General features: G+C 70.4%; 15 protein-coding genes. 11 read left to right on the top strand and 4 right to left on the bottom strand.

Annotation, left to right across the window (positions count from 1 at the left end; all coding sequences use genetic code 11):
- Positions 1–3 precede the first annotated feature (3 nt).
- On the top strand, positions 4–1,197 hold the full coding sequence (gene tuf, locus GXW83_RS30250; RefSeq protein ID WP_182446204.1) for an elongation factor Tu: 1,194 nt from the start codon (positions 4–6) through the stop codon (positions 1,195–1,197).
- A 160-nt stretch (positions 1,198–1,357) separates the two neighbouring features.
- On the opposite strand, the gene GXW83_RS30245 is transcribed toward tuf, so the two are convergent.
- Together GXW83_RS30245 and rfbA are read right to left on the bottom strand one after the other, a co-directional pair.
- Entirely contained in the window at positions 1,358–1,966 is a 609-nt protein-coding gene (locus GXW83_RS30245; RefSeq protein WP_182446203.1) for a dTDP-4-dehydrorhamnose 3,5-epimerase family protein, read from the bottom strand.
- Positions 1,963–2,835, bottom strand: a complete 873-nt coding sequence (gene rfbA / locus GXW83_RS30240) for a glucose-1-phosphate thymidylyltransferase RfbA (protein ID WP_182446202.1) — start codon at positions 2,833–2,835, stop codon at positions 1,963–1,965. The genes GXW83_RS30245 and rfbA overlap by 4 nt, the downstream gene beginning before the upstream one ends.
- A gap of 128 nt (positions 2,836–2,963) precedes the next feature.
- Between rfbA and rfbB the strand changes: the two genes are divergently transcribed.
- From rfbB to GXW83_RS30210, 6 genes are read left to right on the top strand one after another with little or no spacing between them, the layout of a single operon-like run.
- Positions 2,964–3,950: a dTDP-glucose 4,6-dehydratase gene (rfbB, locus tag GXW83_RS30235; RefSeq protein WP_182446201.1), complete on the top strand. Its 987-nt coding sequence runs from the start codon at positions 2,964–2,966 to the stop codon at positions 3,948–3,950.
- Positions 3,947–4,876, top strand: a complete 930-nt coding sequence (gene rfbD, locus GXW83_RS30230; protein WP_225447335.1) for a dTDP-4-dehydrorhamnose reductase — start codon at positions 3,947–3,949, stop codon at positions 4,874–4,876. Before rfbB ends, rfbD begins: the two co-directional genes overlap by 4 nt.
- A complete protein-coding gene (locus GXW83_RS30225; protein WP_182446200.1) occupies positions 4,873–6,183 on the top strand; it encodes a lipopolysaccharide biosynthesis protein in 1,311 nt (436 codons plus the stop codon). Before rfbD ends, GXW83_RS30225 begins: the two co-directional genes overlap by 4 nt.
- Positions 6,184–6,212: 29 nt before the next feature.
- A complete protein-coding gene (locus GXW83_RS30220; RefSeq protein WP_225447334.1) occupies positions 6,213–6,902 on the top strand; it encodes a glycosyltransferase family 2 protein in 690 nt (229 codons plus the stop codon).
- Positions 6,899–7,300, top strand: a complete 402-nt coding sequence (locus tag GXW83_RS30215; RefSeq protein WP_182446198.1) for a DUF2304 domain-containing protein — start codon at positions 6,899–6,901, stop codon at positions 7,298–7,300. The genes GXW83_RS30220 and GXW83_RS30215 overlap by 4 nt, the downstream gene beginning before the upstream one ends.
- 56 nt (positions 7,301–7,356) lie before the next feature.
- Positions 7,357–8,286 carry a glycosyltransferase family 2 protein gene (locus GXW83_RS30210; RefSeq protein WP_182446197.1) on the top strand — a complete coding sequence of 310 codons (930 nt, stop codon included), beginning with the start codon at positions 7,357–7,359 and terminating at the stop codon, positions 8,284–8,286.
- Positions 8,287–8,365: 79 nt separating this feature from the next.
- Here GXW83_RS30210 and GXW83_RS30205 read toward each other — a convergent pair whose 3' ends face one another.
- On the bottom strand, positions 8,366–9,949 hold the full coding sequence (locus tag GXW83_RS30205) for a DUF2142 domain-containing protein (RefSeq protein ID WP_182446196.1): 1,584 nt from the start codon (positions 9,947–9,949) through the stop codon (positions 8,366–8,368).
- 22 nt (positions 9,950–9,971) lie between these two features.
- Positions 9,972–11,594, bottom strand: a complete 1,623-nt coding sequence (locus GXW83_RS30200) for a hypothetical protein (RefSeq protein WP_182446195.1) — start codon at positions 11,592–11,594, stop codon at positions 9,972–9,974.
- A gap of 734 nt (positions 11,595–12,328) precedes the next feature.
- On the opposite strand from GXW83_RS30200, the gene rpsJ reads away from it, so the two are divergent.
- From rpsJ to rplW, 4 genes are read left to right on the top strand one after another with little or no spacing between them, the layout of a single operon-like run.
- Complete coding sequence (rpsJ, locus tag GXW83_RS30195) at positions 12,329–12,637, top strand: 30S ribosomal protein S10 (protein ID WP_020549238.1); 309 nt, start codon at positions 12,329–12,331, stop codon at positions 12,635–12,637.
- A 15-nt stretch (positions 12,638–12,652) separates the two neighbouring features.
- Entirely contained in the window at positions 12,653–13,297 is a 645-nt protein-coding gene (gene rplC / locus GXW83_RS30190; RefSeq protein WP_182446194.1) for a 50S ribosomal protein L3, read from the top strand.
- A 4-nt stretch (positions 13,298–13,301) separates the two neighbouring features.
- A complete protein-coding gene (gene rplD, locus GXW83_RS30185) occupies positions 13,302–13,979 on the top strand; it encodes a 50S ribosomal protein L4 (protein WP_182446193.1) in 678 nt (225 codons plus the stop codon).
- Complete coding sequence (gene rplW, locus GXW83_RS30180; protein ID WP_182446192.1) at positions 13,979–14,308, top strand: 50S ribosomal protein L23; 330 nt, start codon at positions 13,979–13,981, stop codon at positions 14,306–14,308. The genes rplD and rplW overlap by 1 nt, the downstream gene beginning before the upstream one ends.
- Positions 14,309–14,322: the final 14 nt, after the last annotated feature.

The raw sequence follows: 14,322 nt of genomic DNA, 5'->3' as shown, positions 1-14,322 counted from the left end.
CCAGTGGCGAAGGCGAAGTTCGAGCGGACGAAGCCCCACGTCAACATCGGCACCATCGGTCACATCGACCACGGTAAGACGACCCTTACCGCGGCGATCACCAAGGTGCTGCACGACAAGTACCCGGACCTGAACGCGGCCTCGGCCTTCGACCAGATCGACAAGGCCCCGGAAGAGCGTCAGCGCGGTATTACGATCTCCATCGCGCACGTCGAGTACCAGACCGAGGCGCGTCACTACGCCCACGTCGACTGCCCGGGTCACGCTGACTACATCAAGAACATGATCACCGGTGCCGCGCAGATGGACGGCGCGATCCTGGTCGTCGCCGCCACCGACGGCCCGATGCCGCAGACCAAGGAGCACGTGCTCCTGGCCCGCCAGGTCGGCGTCCCCTCCATCGTCGTCGCGCTGAACAAGGCCGACATGGTGGACGACGAGGAGATCCTGGAGCTCGTCGAGCTCGAGGTCCGCGAGCTGCTCTCCGAGTACGAGTTCCCGGGCGACGACCTGCCGGTCGTGCGCGTCTCGGCGCTGAAGGCGCTCGAGGGCGACGCCGAGTGGGGCGCCAAGCTGATCGGCCTCATGGACGCGGTGGACGAGTTCATCCCCACCCCGGCCCGTGACGTCGAGAAGCCGTTCCTGATGCCCATCGAGGACGTCTTCACGATCACCGGTCGTGGCACCGTCGTCACCGGCCGCATCGAGCGTGGTGTCCTCAAGGTCAACGAGACCGTCGACATCATCGGCATCAAGGAAGCCAAGACCACCACCACGGTCACCGGCATCGAGATGTTCCGCAAGCTGCTCGACGAGGGCCAGGCCGGTGAGAACGTCGGTCTGCTGCTCCGTGGCATCAAGCGCGAGGATGTCGAGCGCGGCCAGGTCATCATCAAGCCGGGCACCGTCACCCCGCACACCGAGTTCGAGGCGCAGGCGTACATCCTGTCGAAGGACGAGGGTGGCCGTCACACCCCCTTCTTCAACAACTACCGCCCGCAGTTCTACTTCCGCACCACGGACGTGACCGGCGTCGTGACCCTCCCCGAGGGCACCGAGATGGTCATGCCCGGCGACAACACCGCCATGACCGTCGTGCTGATCCAGCCGATCGCCATGGAGGAGGGCCTCAAGTTCGCCATCCGTGAGGGTGGCCGTACGGTCGGCGCCGGCCAGGTCACCAAGATCGTCAAGTAGTTCCGACGTTCTGACCTGCCTGCACCACCAGGGCAACGGAAGGGCCCCGCTCCATCACCCGATGGAGCGGGGCCCTTCCGCATGTGCCCTGCGGCCCGCGGCGCGGAACGCGGAAGGCCCCGGAGGAGGTCCTCCGGGGCCTTCCGCGCGTATGTTCGGGTCAGCCCTGGTGCCGGGAGGACAGCGACGCCGTGAACGCCCTGACCGCGTCGTACGAGGGCAGCAGCCCGGAGGCCAGCGCCTCCGCCAGCGAGGGCGCCGCGGTGTCGCGCTCGGACAGCTGCGGCACCTCGGCCGGCCACTCGATGCCCAGCTCCGGGTCGAGCGGGTGCACGGTGTGCTCGCCGGTCGGGTTGTAGGTCGCCGAGCAGAAGTACGACAGCGTGGAGTCGTCCTCCAGCGCGCAGAAGCCGTGGCCCAGGCCCTCGGAGATGTAGACCGCGCGCCGCTCGGTCTCGTCCAGCCGGACGCCCTCCCAGCGGCCGAAGGTGGGCGAGCCCACCCGCAGGTCCACGATCACGTCCAGCACCGCGCCGCGCACGCAGGTCACGTACTTGGCCTGGCCGGGCGGGACGTCCGCGAAGTGCACGCCGCGCACCACGCCGCGGGCCGACACCGACAGGTTGGCCTGCGCCAGCTGCAGCGGGTGCCCGACCGCCTCGGCCAGGTGGTCGAAGCGGTAGTACTCCATGAACAGCCCGCGCGGGTCGCCGTGCTGCGGGGAGGTGACCTCCCAGGCGCCGTCGATGCTCAGCGGACGGATCTTCATCCGATGCCCTCTTCCAGAAGGTCCAACAGGTAGCGGCCGTAGCCGCTCTTGACGAGGGGCTCGGCGAGGTCGCGCAGCCGGGCGTCGTCGATGTACCCCATCCGCCAGGCCACCTCCTCGACGCAGCCGATCTTGTAGCCCTGGCGCTCCTCGATGACCCGGACGTACTCCGACGCCTGCATCAGCGAGGCGAAGGTCCCGGTGTCCAGCCAGGCGGTGCCCCGGTCCAGCACCGTCACCTGGAGCTGCCCGTCGCGCAGGTACTGCTCGTTGACGGCGGTGATCTCCAACTCGCCGCGGGCGCTGGGCTTGAGCCCGGCGGCGATCTCCACCACGCGGTTGTCGTAGAAGTACAGGCCGGGCACGGCGTAGCGGGACTTGGGCCGCTCCGGCTTCTCCTCCAGCGAGAGCGCGTTGCCGTCCGCGTCGAACTCCACCACGCCGTAGGCGCTCGGGTCGGCCACCGGGTAGGCGAACACCCGGCCGCCGACCAGGGCCTCGTTCTGGCTCAGCCGGGTGCCCAGGCCGCTGCCGTGGAAGATGTTGTCGCCCAGGACCAGGGCCACCGACTCGTCGCCGATGAACTCCGCGCCCAGGGTGAACGCCTGCGCCAGGCCCTCGGGGCGCTCCTGCACCAGGTACTCCAGGCGCAGCCCGAACTGCGAGCCGTCGCCGAGCAGGCGCTGGAACTGCTCCTGGTCCTGCGGGGTGGTGATGACGAGGATCTCCCGGATCCCCGCCATCATCAGCGTGGTGAGCGGGTAGTAGACCATCGGCTTGTCGAAGACCGGCATGAGTTGCTTGGAGATGGCGCGGGTGAGCGGCCAGAGCCGTGAGCCGGTACCGCCTGCCAGAAGGATGCCTCGCATACCGCCACTGTATCGGCGCAGCCAGGGCCGCTTGTCCAGGGTTCGGTAAGGGGCCCGGCGGCCGGGCCCGGCGGGCGGCCGTCCTCGGCTCGGTGCCCCGCCGGTCTCTGCGTAGACTCTTGCCTACTATGCGAATCCTCGTCACCGGCGGCGCCGGTTTCATTGGCTCCGAGTTCGTCCGCTCCCTGCTCGGCGGTGCCGACGGCGCACCCGGCACCTCGATCACCGTTCTGGACAAGCTCACCTACTCCGGGGTCGAGGCCAACCTCGCACCGGTCGCGGACCACCCCGGCTACCGCTTCGTGCAGGGCGACATCTGCGACGCCGACACGGTCGACCAGGTGATGCCCGGCCACGACGCGGTGGTGCACTTCGCCGCCGAGTCCCACGTCGACCGCTCCATCGCCGGCGCCGGCCCGTTCGTCACCACCAATGTCCTGGGGACGCAGGTGCTGCTGGACTCGGCCCGCAAGCACGGCGTCGGCCGCTTCGTGCACGTCTCCACCGACGAGGTGTACGGCTCGATCAGCGAGGGCTCCTGGACCGAGACCTGGCCGCTGCAGCCGAACTCGCCGTACTCGGCCTCCAAGGCCGCCTCCGACCTGCTGGCCCTGGCCTACCACCGCACCCACGGCATGGACGTGGTGGTGACCCGCTGCTCCAACAACTACGGGCACTACCAGTTCCCGGAGAAGGTCATCCCGCTGTTCACCACCAACCTGCTGGACGGCCTCAAGGTGCCGCTGTACGGCACCGGCGGCAACATCCGGGACTGGCTGCACGTCTCCGACCACTGCCGCGGCATCGAGCTGGCGCTGCTCAAGGGCCGCGCGGGCGAGGTCTACAACATCGGCGGCGGCACCGAGATCACCAACAAGGAGCTGACCGGCCTGCTGCTGGCCGCCGCCGGCGCGGACTGGGACATGGTGGTGCCGGTCGAGGACCGCAAGGGCCACGACCTGCGCTACTCCCTGGACATCAGCAAGATCAGCGAGGAGCTGGGCTACGCCCCGCAGGTCTCCTTCGAGGACGGCCTGGCCGCGACCATCGCCTGGTACCGCGACAACCGCGCCTGGTGGGAGCCGCTGAAGCAGAAGGCGGCGCTGGGCCAGTGAGCGAACCGCAGCAGTCGAGCACGCCGCAGCCGTCCAGCTGGCTGGTGGTCGGCGCCGGGGGGATGCTCGGCCGGGACCTGCTGGACGTCCTCGCCGGGACGCCCGGCGTCCGCGCCCTCGGGCTCACCCGGGCCCAGCTCGACATCACCGACCCGCAGGCCGTGCTGGCGGCCGTCACCGGCCACGACGTGGTCGTCAACGCCGCCGCCTGGACCGACGTGGACGGCGCGGAGACCGCCGAGGCCGAGGCCGCCGCCGTCAACGGCACCGGCGCCCGCCACCTGGCCGCCGCCTGCGCCGCCACCGGCGCCCGGCTGCTCCAGGTCTCCACCGACTACGTGTTCCGCGGCGACGGCGACAGCCCCTACCCGGAGTCCGCGCCCACCGGCCCGGTCGGCGCCTACGGCCGCAGCAAGCTGCTCGGCGAGCAGGCCGTCACCGAGCTGCTGCCGGAGCGCGGCTACATCGTCCGCACCGCCTGGCTGTACGGCGAGCACGGCCGCAACTTCGTGGCCACCATGCTGACGCTGGCCGCCCAGCGCGACACGCTGGACGTCGTCGACGACCAGCGCGGCCAGCCCACCTGGGCCCGCGCCCTCGCCCAGCAGCTGCGCGACCTCGGCCTGGCCGCCCTCGACGGCGCCGCCCCGGCCGGGATCTACCACGGCACGGCCTCCGGCGACACCACCTGGTTCGGGCTGGCCAGGGCCGCGTACGAGCTGGCCGGGCTCGACCCGGAGCGCATCCGGCCGACCACCTCGGCCGCCTTCGTCCGGCCCGCGCAGCGCCCCGCGTACAGCGTGCTGGGGCACGACCGATGGGTGGAGGCCGGCCTGAAGCCGCTCCCGCACTGGCGGGACAGCCTCGCCGAGGCGCTGCGGCGCCCCGGTTTCGCGGCCCTCACCGGATCCCCGGGCCCGGGATGACCAACCCGCTGGCGAAGCTTCTGCGCGTGATCCCGGCCGGAACCCACCTGGTCATCGGCGGGACGCTGGTCCTCGGCGCGGCTTCGTACATCCAGATCTCGATCGCCGGCCACGCCCTGGCCACCGGCCCGCGCGCGGCCGTCTCCGAGCTGTGGTCGCTGGTGATGACCGTCAGCCTGGGCCTGTTCTTCCCGATCGAACAGGAGCTGACCCGGGTGGTGGCGGCCCGCGCGGTGCGCGGCGAGGGCGTGGCGCCGGTGCTGCGCCGGGCCTCGCTGCTCACCCTGGGCCTGCTGGCCCTGCTCGGCGGCGGCCTGGCGCTGGGCGCGGGCCCGCTGGCGGACACCTTCTTCGGCGGCGACCGCACCCTGGTCTGGGCCTTCGCCGGCTCCCTGGTGGGCATGGCGCTGGTCTACCTGACCCGGGGCATCCTGGCCGGGCTGGGCCTGTTCAACTCCTACGGCATCTCGCTGGCCCTGGACGGCGGGCTGCGGATACTGCTGGCCGGGGGCCTGTACCTGGCGGGCAGCCACTCCGCGGTGGCGTACGGCCTGGTGCTGGCGGCGGCCCCGCTGTTCGCCATGGTGTGCACGCTCCCGGCCACGCTGCGCGGTTGCCGACCGGGACCGCTGATGCCCTGGAGCGAGCTGTTCCAGAACATGACGATGATGATCACCGCGTCGGTGCTGGCGCAGATCATGGTGAACGCGGCGGTGATCACCACCGCGCTGGTCGCCACCGATCCCCGGATCACCTTCGCGCTGCTCAGCGCCGGGGTGCTGTGCCGCATCCCGCTGTTCGTCTTCGGCTCGCTGCAGCCCACGCTGATGACCGGGCTGTCCACCACGGCCACCACCGGGGACCGCGCGGGCTTCCGGAAGATGCTGCTGCAGACCTCGGCGGTGATCCTCGGACTGGGCCTGATGGGTGCCGTTCCCGCCGTGATCATCGGTTCATGGCTTATTCACACCTTTCTGGGCGCCCCCGACGTCCTCGGACCGATGGACTTCTTCTGGTTCTCCGCCGGGACCATGTGCTACATGCTCGCCATGGTGCTGGGGCAGGCCCTGATGGCCCTCGGGCGGCACCGCTGGCAGATGGTCGCCTGGCTGCTGGGGACGGTCGCCCTGGTGGCTGTCACACTGGTTTCAGGCCCGGTCACCACCCGGGTTGAGGTAGCGTATGCGTTCGGTTCACTGGTGACCGCGGCATCCATGCTCCTCACCCTCGTACGGGGCGTCACCAAGAGATCATCCGGTCCTGCGGCGCACGGCGCCGCTGCGGCGTCCGCGTTGGAGAATGCCTGATGCCGCCCGTTCCCCACCTCGGAGACGCAGTGAACGATTACCACGACACCTGGCTGGTGATCCCCGTCTACAACGAGGAACAGGTCATCGCCGACGTCGTCGAGCAGGCCCTCAAGGTCTTCCCCAACATCGTCTGCGTCAACGACGGCAGTTCCGACGGCTCCGCCGAGCGCATCCTGGGCACCGGCGCCCACCTCGTCCGGCACCCGGTCAACCTGGGCCAGGGCGCGGCGCTGCAGACCGGGCTGTCCTACGCCCTGTCCCGCCCCGGCGCCGAGTACTTCGTCACCTTCGACGCCGACGGCCAGCACCAGACCGACGACGCCGAGAAGCTTGTCGCGCTGCTCCGCGAGGACGCCGCCGACGTCGTCCTGGGCTCCCGCTTCATCGAGCAGAGCGACCAGGTGCCGCTGCTCAAGCGGATGGTGCTGCGCACCGCCGCCGCGGTCAGCCCGACCGCCCGCCGGCTCAAGCTCACCGACTCGCACAACGGCCTGCGCGGACTCAACCGCAAGGCCGCCTCGCAGTTGAGGATCACCATGAACGGCATGGCCCACGCCTCGGAGATCGTGGGCATCCTGGCCCGGTCCGACCTGCGGGTCGCCGAGATCCCGGTCGACATCCTGTACACCGACTACTCGCGGGCCAAGGGGCAGTCGCTCCTCAACGGCGTCAACATCCTCTTCGACATCTCACTGAGGGAGCGTGGCGGCCGATGAAGGGCACCCTGCTGATCCAGCTGATCCTGCTCCTCGGCGCGGGGATGATGCTCTTCCTGTTCATCCGCCGCTGGGACGCCGCGCACACCCGGGCCTGGAAGCGCATCGCGTTCTTCCTGTTCGTGGTGGCCAACGTCTTCGCCGTGCTCCGCCCCGGCGACGTGACCTGGGTGGCCAACCGGCTCGGCGTCGGCCGAGGCACCGACCTGGTGCTGTACCTGCTGGTGGTGGCCGTGTCCTTCTTCGCGCTCAACACCTACATGCGGTTCCGTTCGCTGGAGAAGAAGGTCACCGACCTGGCCCGGACGGTGGCGCTGCGCGATGCGGAGCTGCTGAACCGGGACCGCCTGGACCGGGAGCGGCTGGACGCCCCCACCGGCGCCTCCACCCGCCCCTGACCCTGCCGGACCACCTGCGCCGGACCACCGCGAACCCGAGGCGAGCAACCACCGTCATGGCCACCTTCGACATCATGATGCCGTACTACGGAGATGTCGGTCTGATGCAGGACGCTGTCCGCAGCGTGCTCGCGCAGACCGACCCGGACTGGCGGCTGACCGTCGTCGACGACGGCCGCGAGCCCGGCGTCCCGGAGTGGTTCGCACAGCTGGGGGACGAGCGGGTGCGCTACCTGCGCAACCCGCAGAACCTGGGCATCACCCGCAACTTCCAGAAGTGCGTGGAACTGCTGGAGCTGGAGCGCGCGGTCATCATGGGCTGCGACGACCTGCTGATGCCCGGCTACTTGGCCACCATCCGCCGGGTGCTCAAGGAGCACCCGGGCGTGGGCATGGTCCAGCCCGGCGTCGAGGTCATCGACTCCCAGGGCGCGCCCGTCGGCGGCCTGGTGGACGGCGTCAAGAACCGGCTCTACGCCCCCGGGGTGAAGGGCAGCCGCCGGATGGGCGGCGAGGCCCTCGCGGCCAGCCTGCTGCGCGGCAACTGGCTGTACTTCCCCTCGATCTGCTGGGACTCGGCCGCGGTCAAGGCGGTCAACTTCCGCGACGGGCTGTCGGTCATCCAGGACCTCGCGCTGGTCATCGACCTGCTCCAGCGCGGCCAGGAGATGGTGGTCGACACCGAGCCGGCCTTCCGCTACCGGCGGCACGCCGTCAGCGAGTCCTCGCTGCAGGCGTTCTCCGGCACCCGCTTCACCGAGGCGGAGCGCTACTTCGCCCAGGTCGCCGACCGCATGGACGCCCAGGGCTGGCCCCGCGCCGCCCGCGCCGCGCGGGTCCACAGCGCCTCCCGGCTGCACGCGCTGACCATGCTGCCGGGCGCGGTCAAGCGCGCCCAGTGGGACGGCGTGCGCACCCTCACCGGCCATGTGCTGCGCCCCACCGGCGCCTCCGGCGCCAACAGCGCCGCCGCCGACGGTTCCTGACCGTCCGACGGCGGCGCCGTCCCGCCCGTGCAGCCCGCTCGTACGGCCCGCCCGGCAGGTGCCGGTCGGGCCGGAGCCGCTAGAGCCGGGTCAGGCCGAGCGTGCCGGGCGCGGCCCCGACGCCGTCCGCGCCGGTCCGGGCCGTGCCCGCGTCCGGCTCCCGGTCCTGCGCGAACGCGCGCACCAGGCCGTACTGGGCCAGCAGCCCGAGCCCGTAGACGGCCGTCCACAGCATCCAGGTGCCCGGCGGCTGCCAGTGCACGTGCCGGGGGAGGAGCGCGCCGTTGATGCCCACCAGGTAGCGGTGCAGCGCCCAGTAGAAGGCCGCCAGGTTGGCGAAGGCCAGCAGCAGCGCGGTGATGGTGACCAGCCGCCTGCGCGCCGGCCCGGGCAGCGGGTTGCGCCGGGCGATGACGAAGGCGCTGAGCACGGGCAGCCCGGCGGCGAAGGCCAGCAGGTAGCGTCCCTGCCAGATCGGGCCCAGCCGGTAGTCCAGGGTGCTGCCGGCGATCGGGATGACGAAGATCCCCACGGCGATGGCCAGCAGCGGCAGCGCCTCCCGGCGGCGGCAGCAGGTCAGCGCCAGCAGGGCCAGGGCGACGATGACGCCGAGCCAGATCAGCAGCGTGACCGCGGGCACCGGGGTGTTCAGCCAGCCGAAGTTGCCGACCATCTGGTCGACGTACTGGCCGGAGGCGTGGAAGGTCCACATGGCGACCGCCTCCGGGGTGAGCGCGCTGCGCAGCGACGAGTGGTCCGGGTGGGTGATGTTCCACAGCTCGCCCGCGACGAAGGCGACGCCGGAGACGGCGGTCCAGACCCAGAAGGCGCGGCGGCGGATGATCGACGGCAGCGTGCCGCGCTCGTTGACCAGCAGTCCGACGGTGATGGTCGCGGCCACCCAGGCCAGCCCCAGCGGGCGGATGCAGAACAGCGAGGCGGAGGCGATCCCGGCAGCGGCCAGCCGCCGGTTCAGCAGCGCGGGATCGGGCGACATGAAGACGGACAGCACGGCGGTCCAGGCCAGGATGCCGGCCGCGCACTCGACCGCGTTCGGGTTGACCACGCCGCCGAGGAACAGCACCATCGGCGTCGCCGCCGCCAGCACCCCCAGCACCGCCACCCCGCGCCGCCGCCACTCGCTGGCCGTGACCACGGCGCTGGCCAGCAGCGCCGCGCAGAGCACCGCCGTCAGCAGCCGCATGGCGTAGACGCTGTCGCTGCCGTTCAGCAGCAGCGAGGGCCAGCCGACGGCGAGGTAGTAGACCGGGTTGTAGCGGCCGGCCGAGGTGGTCATGCTGGCGACCTGTTCGGTGCCGTGGAAGTCGGGTGCGCAGCCGGCCGGCCGGTTCACGTTGAAGGCGTAGCAGCGGAACATGTCGTTCAGCGAGGCGTAGCGCTCCGGCAGCCGGATGCCGGTTATCACCTCCTTGGAGATGAAGTCCGCGATCTTGACCTCTTGGACCACGGGCGGCCCGTTGAACTGGCCCCGGACGACGGAGGCGGCGCGCAGGATGTGGGCCGGCTCGTCCGGTGCGGCGGTGAGCGGGGTGGCGAGGGACCATGCGGCCATCAGCGTCAGGAAGAACGCGAATCCCGCCAGCCAGATGCTGCGGCGGTTCGCCGTGACCCTTGGTCCGATGGCCTGGAGTAGCGGTGGCATGGAACTACGAGACCTCGTCTGTTCAGTTTGTCGGTCGGTAATAGATCATCTTCAACCACGACTGGTCGCCGTTTTTCGAGCACTTCCCCTGCGGCGCGTACCTGGGACATTTTCCATTGGTCATGCGAACGGTCTGCGAAACCCAGGGAAGAATCTGGTACGTGTTCGTCTTCTGGGGCATGTACCGGTCCGACTGGGACGAGCCCATGGAGCCGACCAGCATGATCAGCGCGCAGAAGACCCCGATCACCGCCGGGCCCCGGGCGGGCAGCCGGCTCCCGGCCCGCCTGACCGCCAGCCAGACCGCGAGCGTGACGAACACCAGCCCGCAGTAGAGGAGTTGGTTGTCGGTGCGGATCCACAGCTGCACCTCGCCGGTGCCGTACATCTGCGAGGCGAAGTACATCCGCATCAGCCAGGCGCTGCCGAAGACGGCGACGGTGGCGAGCACCACCGAGCGGCGCAGCCCCAGCCACAGGGCGACGGCCAGGGCGACGAAGAGCAGCGCGGTGAAGACGCTGACCCCGCCGATCTCCCCGGGCGGCGGCCACTGGCCGACCTGGCCGGGCATGTCGGTGCGCCACATGGAGAAGAACGCCGGGTCGGTGTAGGCGTCGAAGCCGTAGTCCCGGTCGGCGGTGCCGGACGCCTGCAGCAGGTCCACCACGTACCAGCCGGCCGCGGCCAGGAAGACGGCCGCGGTGGCGCCCAGGAAGGCCAGGCTGCGCAGCCGGGCCCGGGGCACCCGGGAGCGCCACGGGAACAGCAGCAGGACCGCCGCGAAGGTGCCCGCCGCGCTCCAGACGAACCAGCCCGAGTAGGTGAGCAGCAGCAGCGCCAGCAGCAGCCCCAGCCCGCCCGCGGTGAGCAGCAGCGGCCGCCACTCCTGCTCCGCGGACCGGCGGAAGGCCCGCAGGAACGCGGCCAGCACCGGCAGCAGCAGGATCAGCACGGTCGCGCTGTACGGCTTGTACGAGTCGATCAGCGCCATCATCGGGACGATGCCGACGACCGTGGCCCAGATCGGGCTGTAGAGCATCCGCCAGCACAGGTAGGCCAGCGGGCCGGTGATGGCCGCGCCGAGGATCTCCAGGTCCTTGAAGGCGTATCCGGCGTTGCCGCCGTGGAACACCTTGGCGAACAGCGCCAGGCTGTACAGCGGCAGCGGCGGGTAGATCGGCTCCGGGTTGGCGTGGCCGTGCATGATGGTGGTCGCCCAGGCGACGATCCGGCCGCTGTCGCCGTTCAGGCCGAACATCGGCCAGGGCGTGCCCAGCAGCGAGACCACCGCGCCCGCGGCCACGAAGCCGCTGGCCAGGCCGGCCAGCGCGGCGCAGCTGAGGCGGGTGGCCAGCGGGAACCAGCGCCCGTCGCCGAGCCTGCGGGCGGCCACCAGCGCGGCCACCAGGACCAGGCCGAGCAGGGCGAAGCGCAGTTGGATGGCGGCCAGTCCGCTGACCGCGCCGAGCCTGCTCATCGGGTCGACGTCGAGGTGCCGCACCAGCAGCGGCAGCAGCAGGCAGGAGCCGAAGGCGACGGCGGCCTCGGCGGCGGTGAGCTTCCAGGCGCGGTCGGCCCCGAGCCGCAGCAGTCCCCGTCGGGGTCTCGGGGCGGCCACCGGGCCGGGAAGGGTCATGCTGCTCACGTGGGCGTCCCCTGGTTTTTCACACGTACCGGGAACGCGTCCCGCTGGAATCCGCGGGCGGCGCATACCCCCCATGCGGCGGCGTCACCCTATCCCACCCCCGGCGGAAATCCCCGGCGACCTGCCTTCGGGTGTTCGAAGGTAATAATCGCGTTCGGGAATCCGCGGGAGCGCAACCATTCGGGCCGACACGACGTCCGCGAATCACCGCGTCGGCGGCCTCCGCCGGTCGCGTGCGGCGAGGGCCCCGGTCCGGCCCGGCCGCGCCGGGGGCACTGCTCCGTCCGGCCCCGGCCCTGGTTTGACATGGTGGGCGACCTGGGTACGCTCGTCGGCTCAATTGGCGTGCACCGTGTCCGGTATGGCACACTAGCCAAGTTGCTCGGTTGAGTGCCGATGCTGCGCGCCTCCCATGCGGGGGGACCGGAAGCGAGTCCCACAGTACTCGTCGTGCCCGTGTACGGCCGTTGCCTAGTTGATGTTGACGAAGCGCGGCAGCTGCGGCGCGGACGTACGGGAATCTTCCGGGAAGTGCATGCAGGCGCTCGGTCCGGCGTTTCGCCCCGGCGGACCTCAGGGTCTGCCAGCGGGGCCAGGAGTTCGACCAAGGCTTTCTTATGGCGGGCAGCGCGACACGCCCGACCGCGTGGGTCGAAGGAACGCCACCGGAGCCTCCACCCGGAGGATCCGGCCGCAGAAGCAGCAAGACCACACAGAAGGACTACGAAGAAGCCATGGCGGGACAGAAGATCCGCATCCGGCTCAAGGCCTACGACCACGAGGTCATCGACTCCTCGGCGAAGAAGATCGTCGAGACGGTGACGCGTACTGGTGCGCAGGTCGCGGGCCCGGTGCCGCTGCCCACTGAGAAGAACGTGTACTGCGTCATCCGCTCGCCGCACAAGTACAAGGACTCGCGCGAGCACTTCGAGATGCGCACGCACAAGCGTCTGATCGACATCCTCGACCCGACCCCCAAGACCGTTGACTCTCTGATGCGACTCGACCTCCCGGCCGGCGTCGACATCGAGATCAAGCTCTGAAGGGGCTGAACGAAGATGGCTAAGCAGATGAAGGGCATCCTGGGCGAGAAGCTCGGCATGACCCAGGTCTGGGACGAGAACAACCGGATCGTTCCGGTGACCGTCGTCAAGGCCGGGCCCAATGTCGTCACCCAGGTCCACACCGCTGATGGCACCGGCTACGACGCCGTGCAGATCGGCTTCGGCGAGATCGACCCGCGCAAGGTGAACAAGCCCCTCGCGGGCCACTTCGCCAAGGCCGGCGTCACCCCCCGTCGCCACCTCGTCGAGCTGCGCACCAGCGACGCCGGCGAGTACACCCTGGGCCAGGAGATCACGGCCGAGCTCTTCGAGGCCGGTGTCAAGGTCGACGTGACCGGCACCAGCAAGGGCAAGGGCTTCGCGGGTGTCATGAAGCGCCACAACTTCCACGGTCTGGGCGCCGGACACGGCGTGCAGCGCAAGCACCGCTCGCCCGGCTCGATCGGTGGCTGCGCCACCCCGGGTCGTGTGTTCAAGGGCATGCGCATGGCTGGTCGCATGGGCCACGAGCGCGTGACCACCCAGAACCTGACCGTCCACGCCGTTGACGCGGAGAAGGGCCTGCTCCTGATCAAGGGAGCGATCCCTGGTCCGAACGGCGGCCTCATCCTGGTCCGCACTGCGGCGAAGGGGGCCTGAAGCAATGAGCACCATCAACGTTCTCTCCCCTGCGGGTGAGACCGTCGGCACCGTCGAGCTGCCCGCCGAGATCTTCGACGCCAAGGTCAGCATTCCGCTGATCCACCAGGTCGTCGTCGCCCAGCTGGCCGCGGCCCGCCAGGGTACGCACAAGACGAAGACCCGCGCCGAGGTCCGTGGCGGTGGCCGCAAGCCGTACCGCCAGAAGGGCACCGGCCGCGCCCGCCAGGGTTCGACCCGCGCTCCGCAGTTCGCCGGCGGTGGCGTCGTGCACGGCCCCGTGCCGCGCGACTACTCGCAGCGCACCCCCAAGAAGATGAAGGCCGCCGCTCTGCGTGGCGCCCTCACCGACCGGGCCCGCAACTCCCGCATCCACGTCATCACCGGCGTGACCGCGGGCGAGGCGCCGTCCACCAAGGCTGCCCGCACCCTGATCGGCAAGATCAGCGAGCGCAAGAACGTCCTCCTCGTGGTCGAGCGCGACGACGAGCTGGCGATCAGGAGCGCCCGTAACCTGCCCGAGGTGCACATCCTGGACGCCGGTCAGCTCAACACCTACGACGTGCTCGTCTCCGACGATGTGGTCTTCACCCAGGCCGCCTTCGAGCGCTTCGTGACCGGCCCCGCCGCGTCCGCGAAGGCCGTTGCCTCCTCGAGCGAGCTCGAAGGGAGCGACGCCTGATGAGCGACGCAACGATCACCAGCAAGACGTTCACGGACCCCCGTGACGTCCTGGTCAAGCCGGTCATCTCGGAGAAGAGCTACGCGCTCCTCGACGAGGGCAAGTACACGTTCATCGTGGCGCCGGGCTCCAACAAGACCCAGATCAAGCAGGCCGTCGAGGCGGTCTTCTCGGTCAAGGTCGCCAACGTCAACACGATCAACCGTCAGGGCAAGCGCAAGCGCTCCAAGACCGGTTTCGGCAAGCGCAAGGACACCAAGCGCGCCATCGTGACGCTGGCAGAGGGCAGCAAGCCCATCGACATCTTCGGGACGCCGACCTCCGCCTGACGGCGAGTCGGATA

The organism is Streptacidiphilus sp. PB12-B1b (genome assembly GCF_014084125.1).
Classification (GTDB): domain Bacteria; phylum Actinomycetota; class Actinomycetes; order Streptomycetales; family Streptomycetaceae; genus Streptacidiphilus.
The sequence above is the reverse complement of the archived record's forward strand: the minus strand, read 5'-3'. Positions and strand labels throughout refer to the sequence as shown.

Coding starts and splice junctions, on each gene's coding strand:
- GXW83_RS30245 (WP_182446203.1), bottom strand. CDS start 1,966: ATGAAGATCCGTCCGCTGAGCATCGACGGCGCCTGGGAGGTCACCTCC.
- rfbA (WP_182446202.1), bottom strand. CDS start 2,835: ATGCGAGGCATCCTTCTGGCAGGCGGTACCGGCTCACGGCTCTGGCCG.
- rfbB (WP_182446201.1), top strand. CDS start 2,964: ATGCGAATCCTCGTCACCGGCGGCGCCGGTTTCATTGGCTCCGAGTTC.
- GXW83_RS30225 (WP_182446200.1), top strand. CDS start 4,873: ATGACCAACCCGCTGGCGAAGCTTCTGCGCGTGATCCCGGCCGGAACC.
- GXW83_RS30215 (WP_182446198.1), top strand. CDS start 6,899: ATGAAGGGCACCCTGCTGATCCAGCTGATCCTGCTCCTCGGCGCGGGG.
- GXW83_RS30210 (WP_182446197.1), top strand. CDS start 7,357: ATGGCCACCTTCGACATCATGATGCCGTACTACGGAGATGTCGGTCTG.
- GXW83_RS30205 (WP_182446196.1), bottom strand. CDS start 9,949: ATGCCACCGCTACTCCAGGCCATCGGACCAAGGGTCACGGCGAACCGC.
- rpsJ (WP_020549238.1), top strand. CDS start 12,329: ATGGCGGGACAGAAGATCCGCATCCGGCTCAAGGCCTACGACCACGAG.
- rplC (WP_182446194.1), top strand. CDS start 12,653: ATGGCTAAGCAGATGAAGGGCATCCTGGGCGAGAAGCTCGGCATGACC.
- rplD (WP_182446193.1), top strand. CDS start 13,302: ATGAGCACCATCAACGTTCTCTCCCCTGCGGGTGAGACCGTCGGCACC.
- rplW (WP_182446192.1), top strand. CDS start 13,979: ATGAGCGACGCAACGATCACCAGCAAGACGTTCACGGACCCCCGTGAC.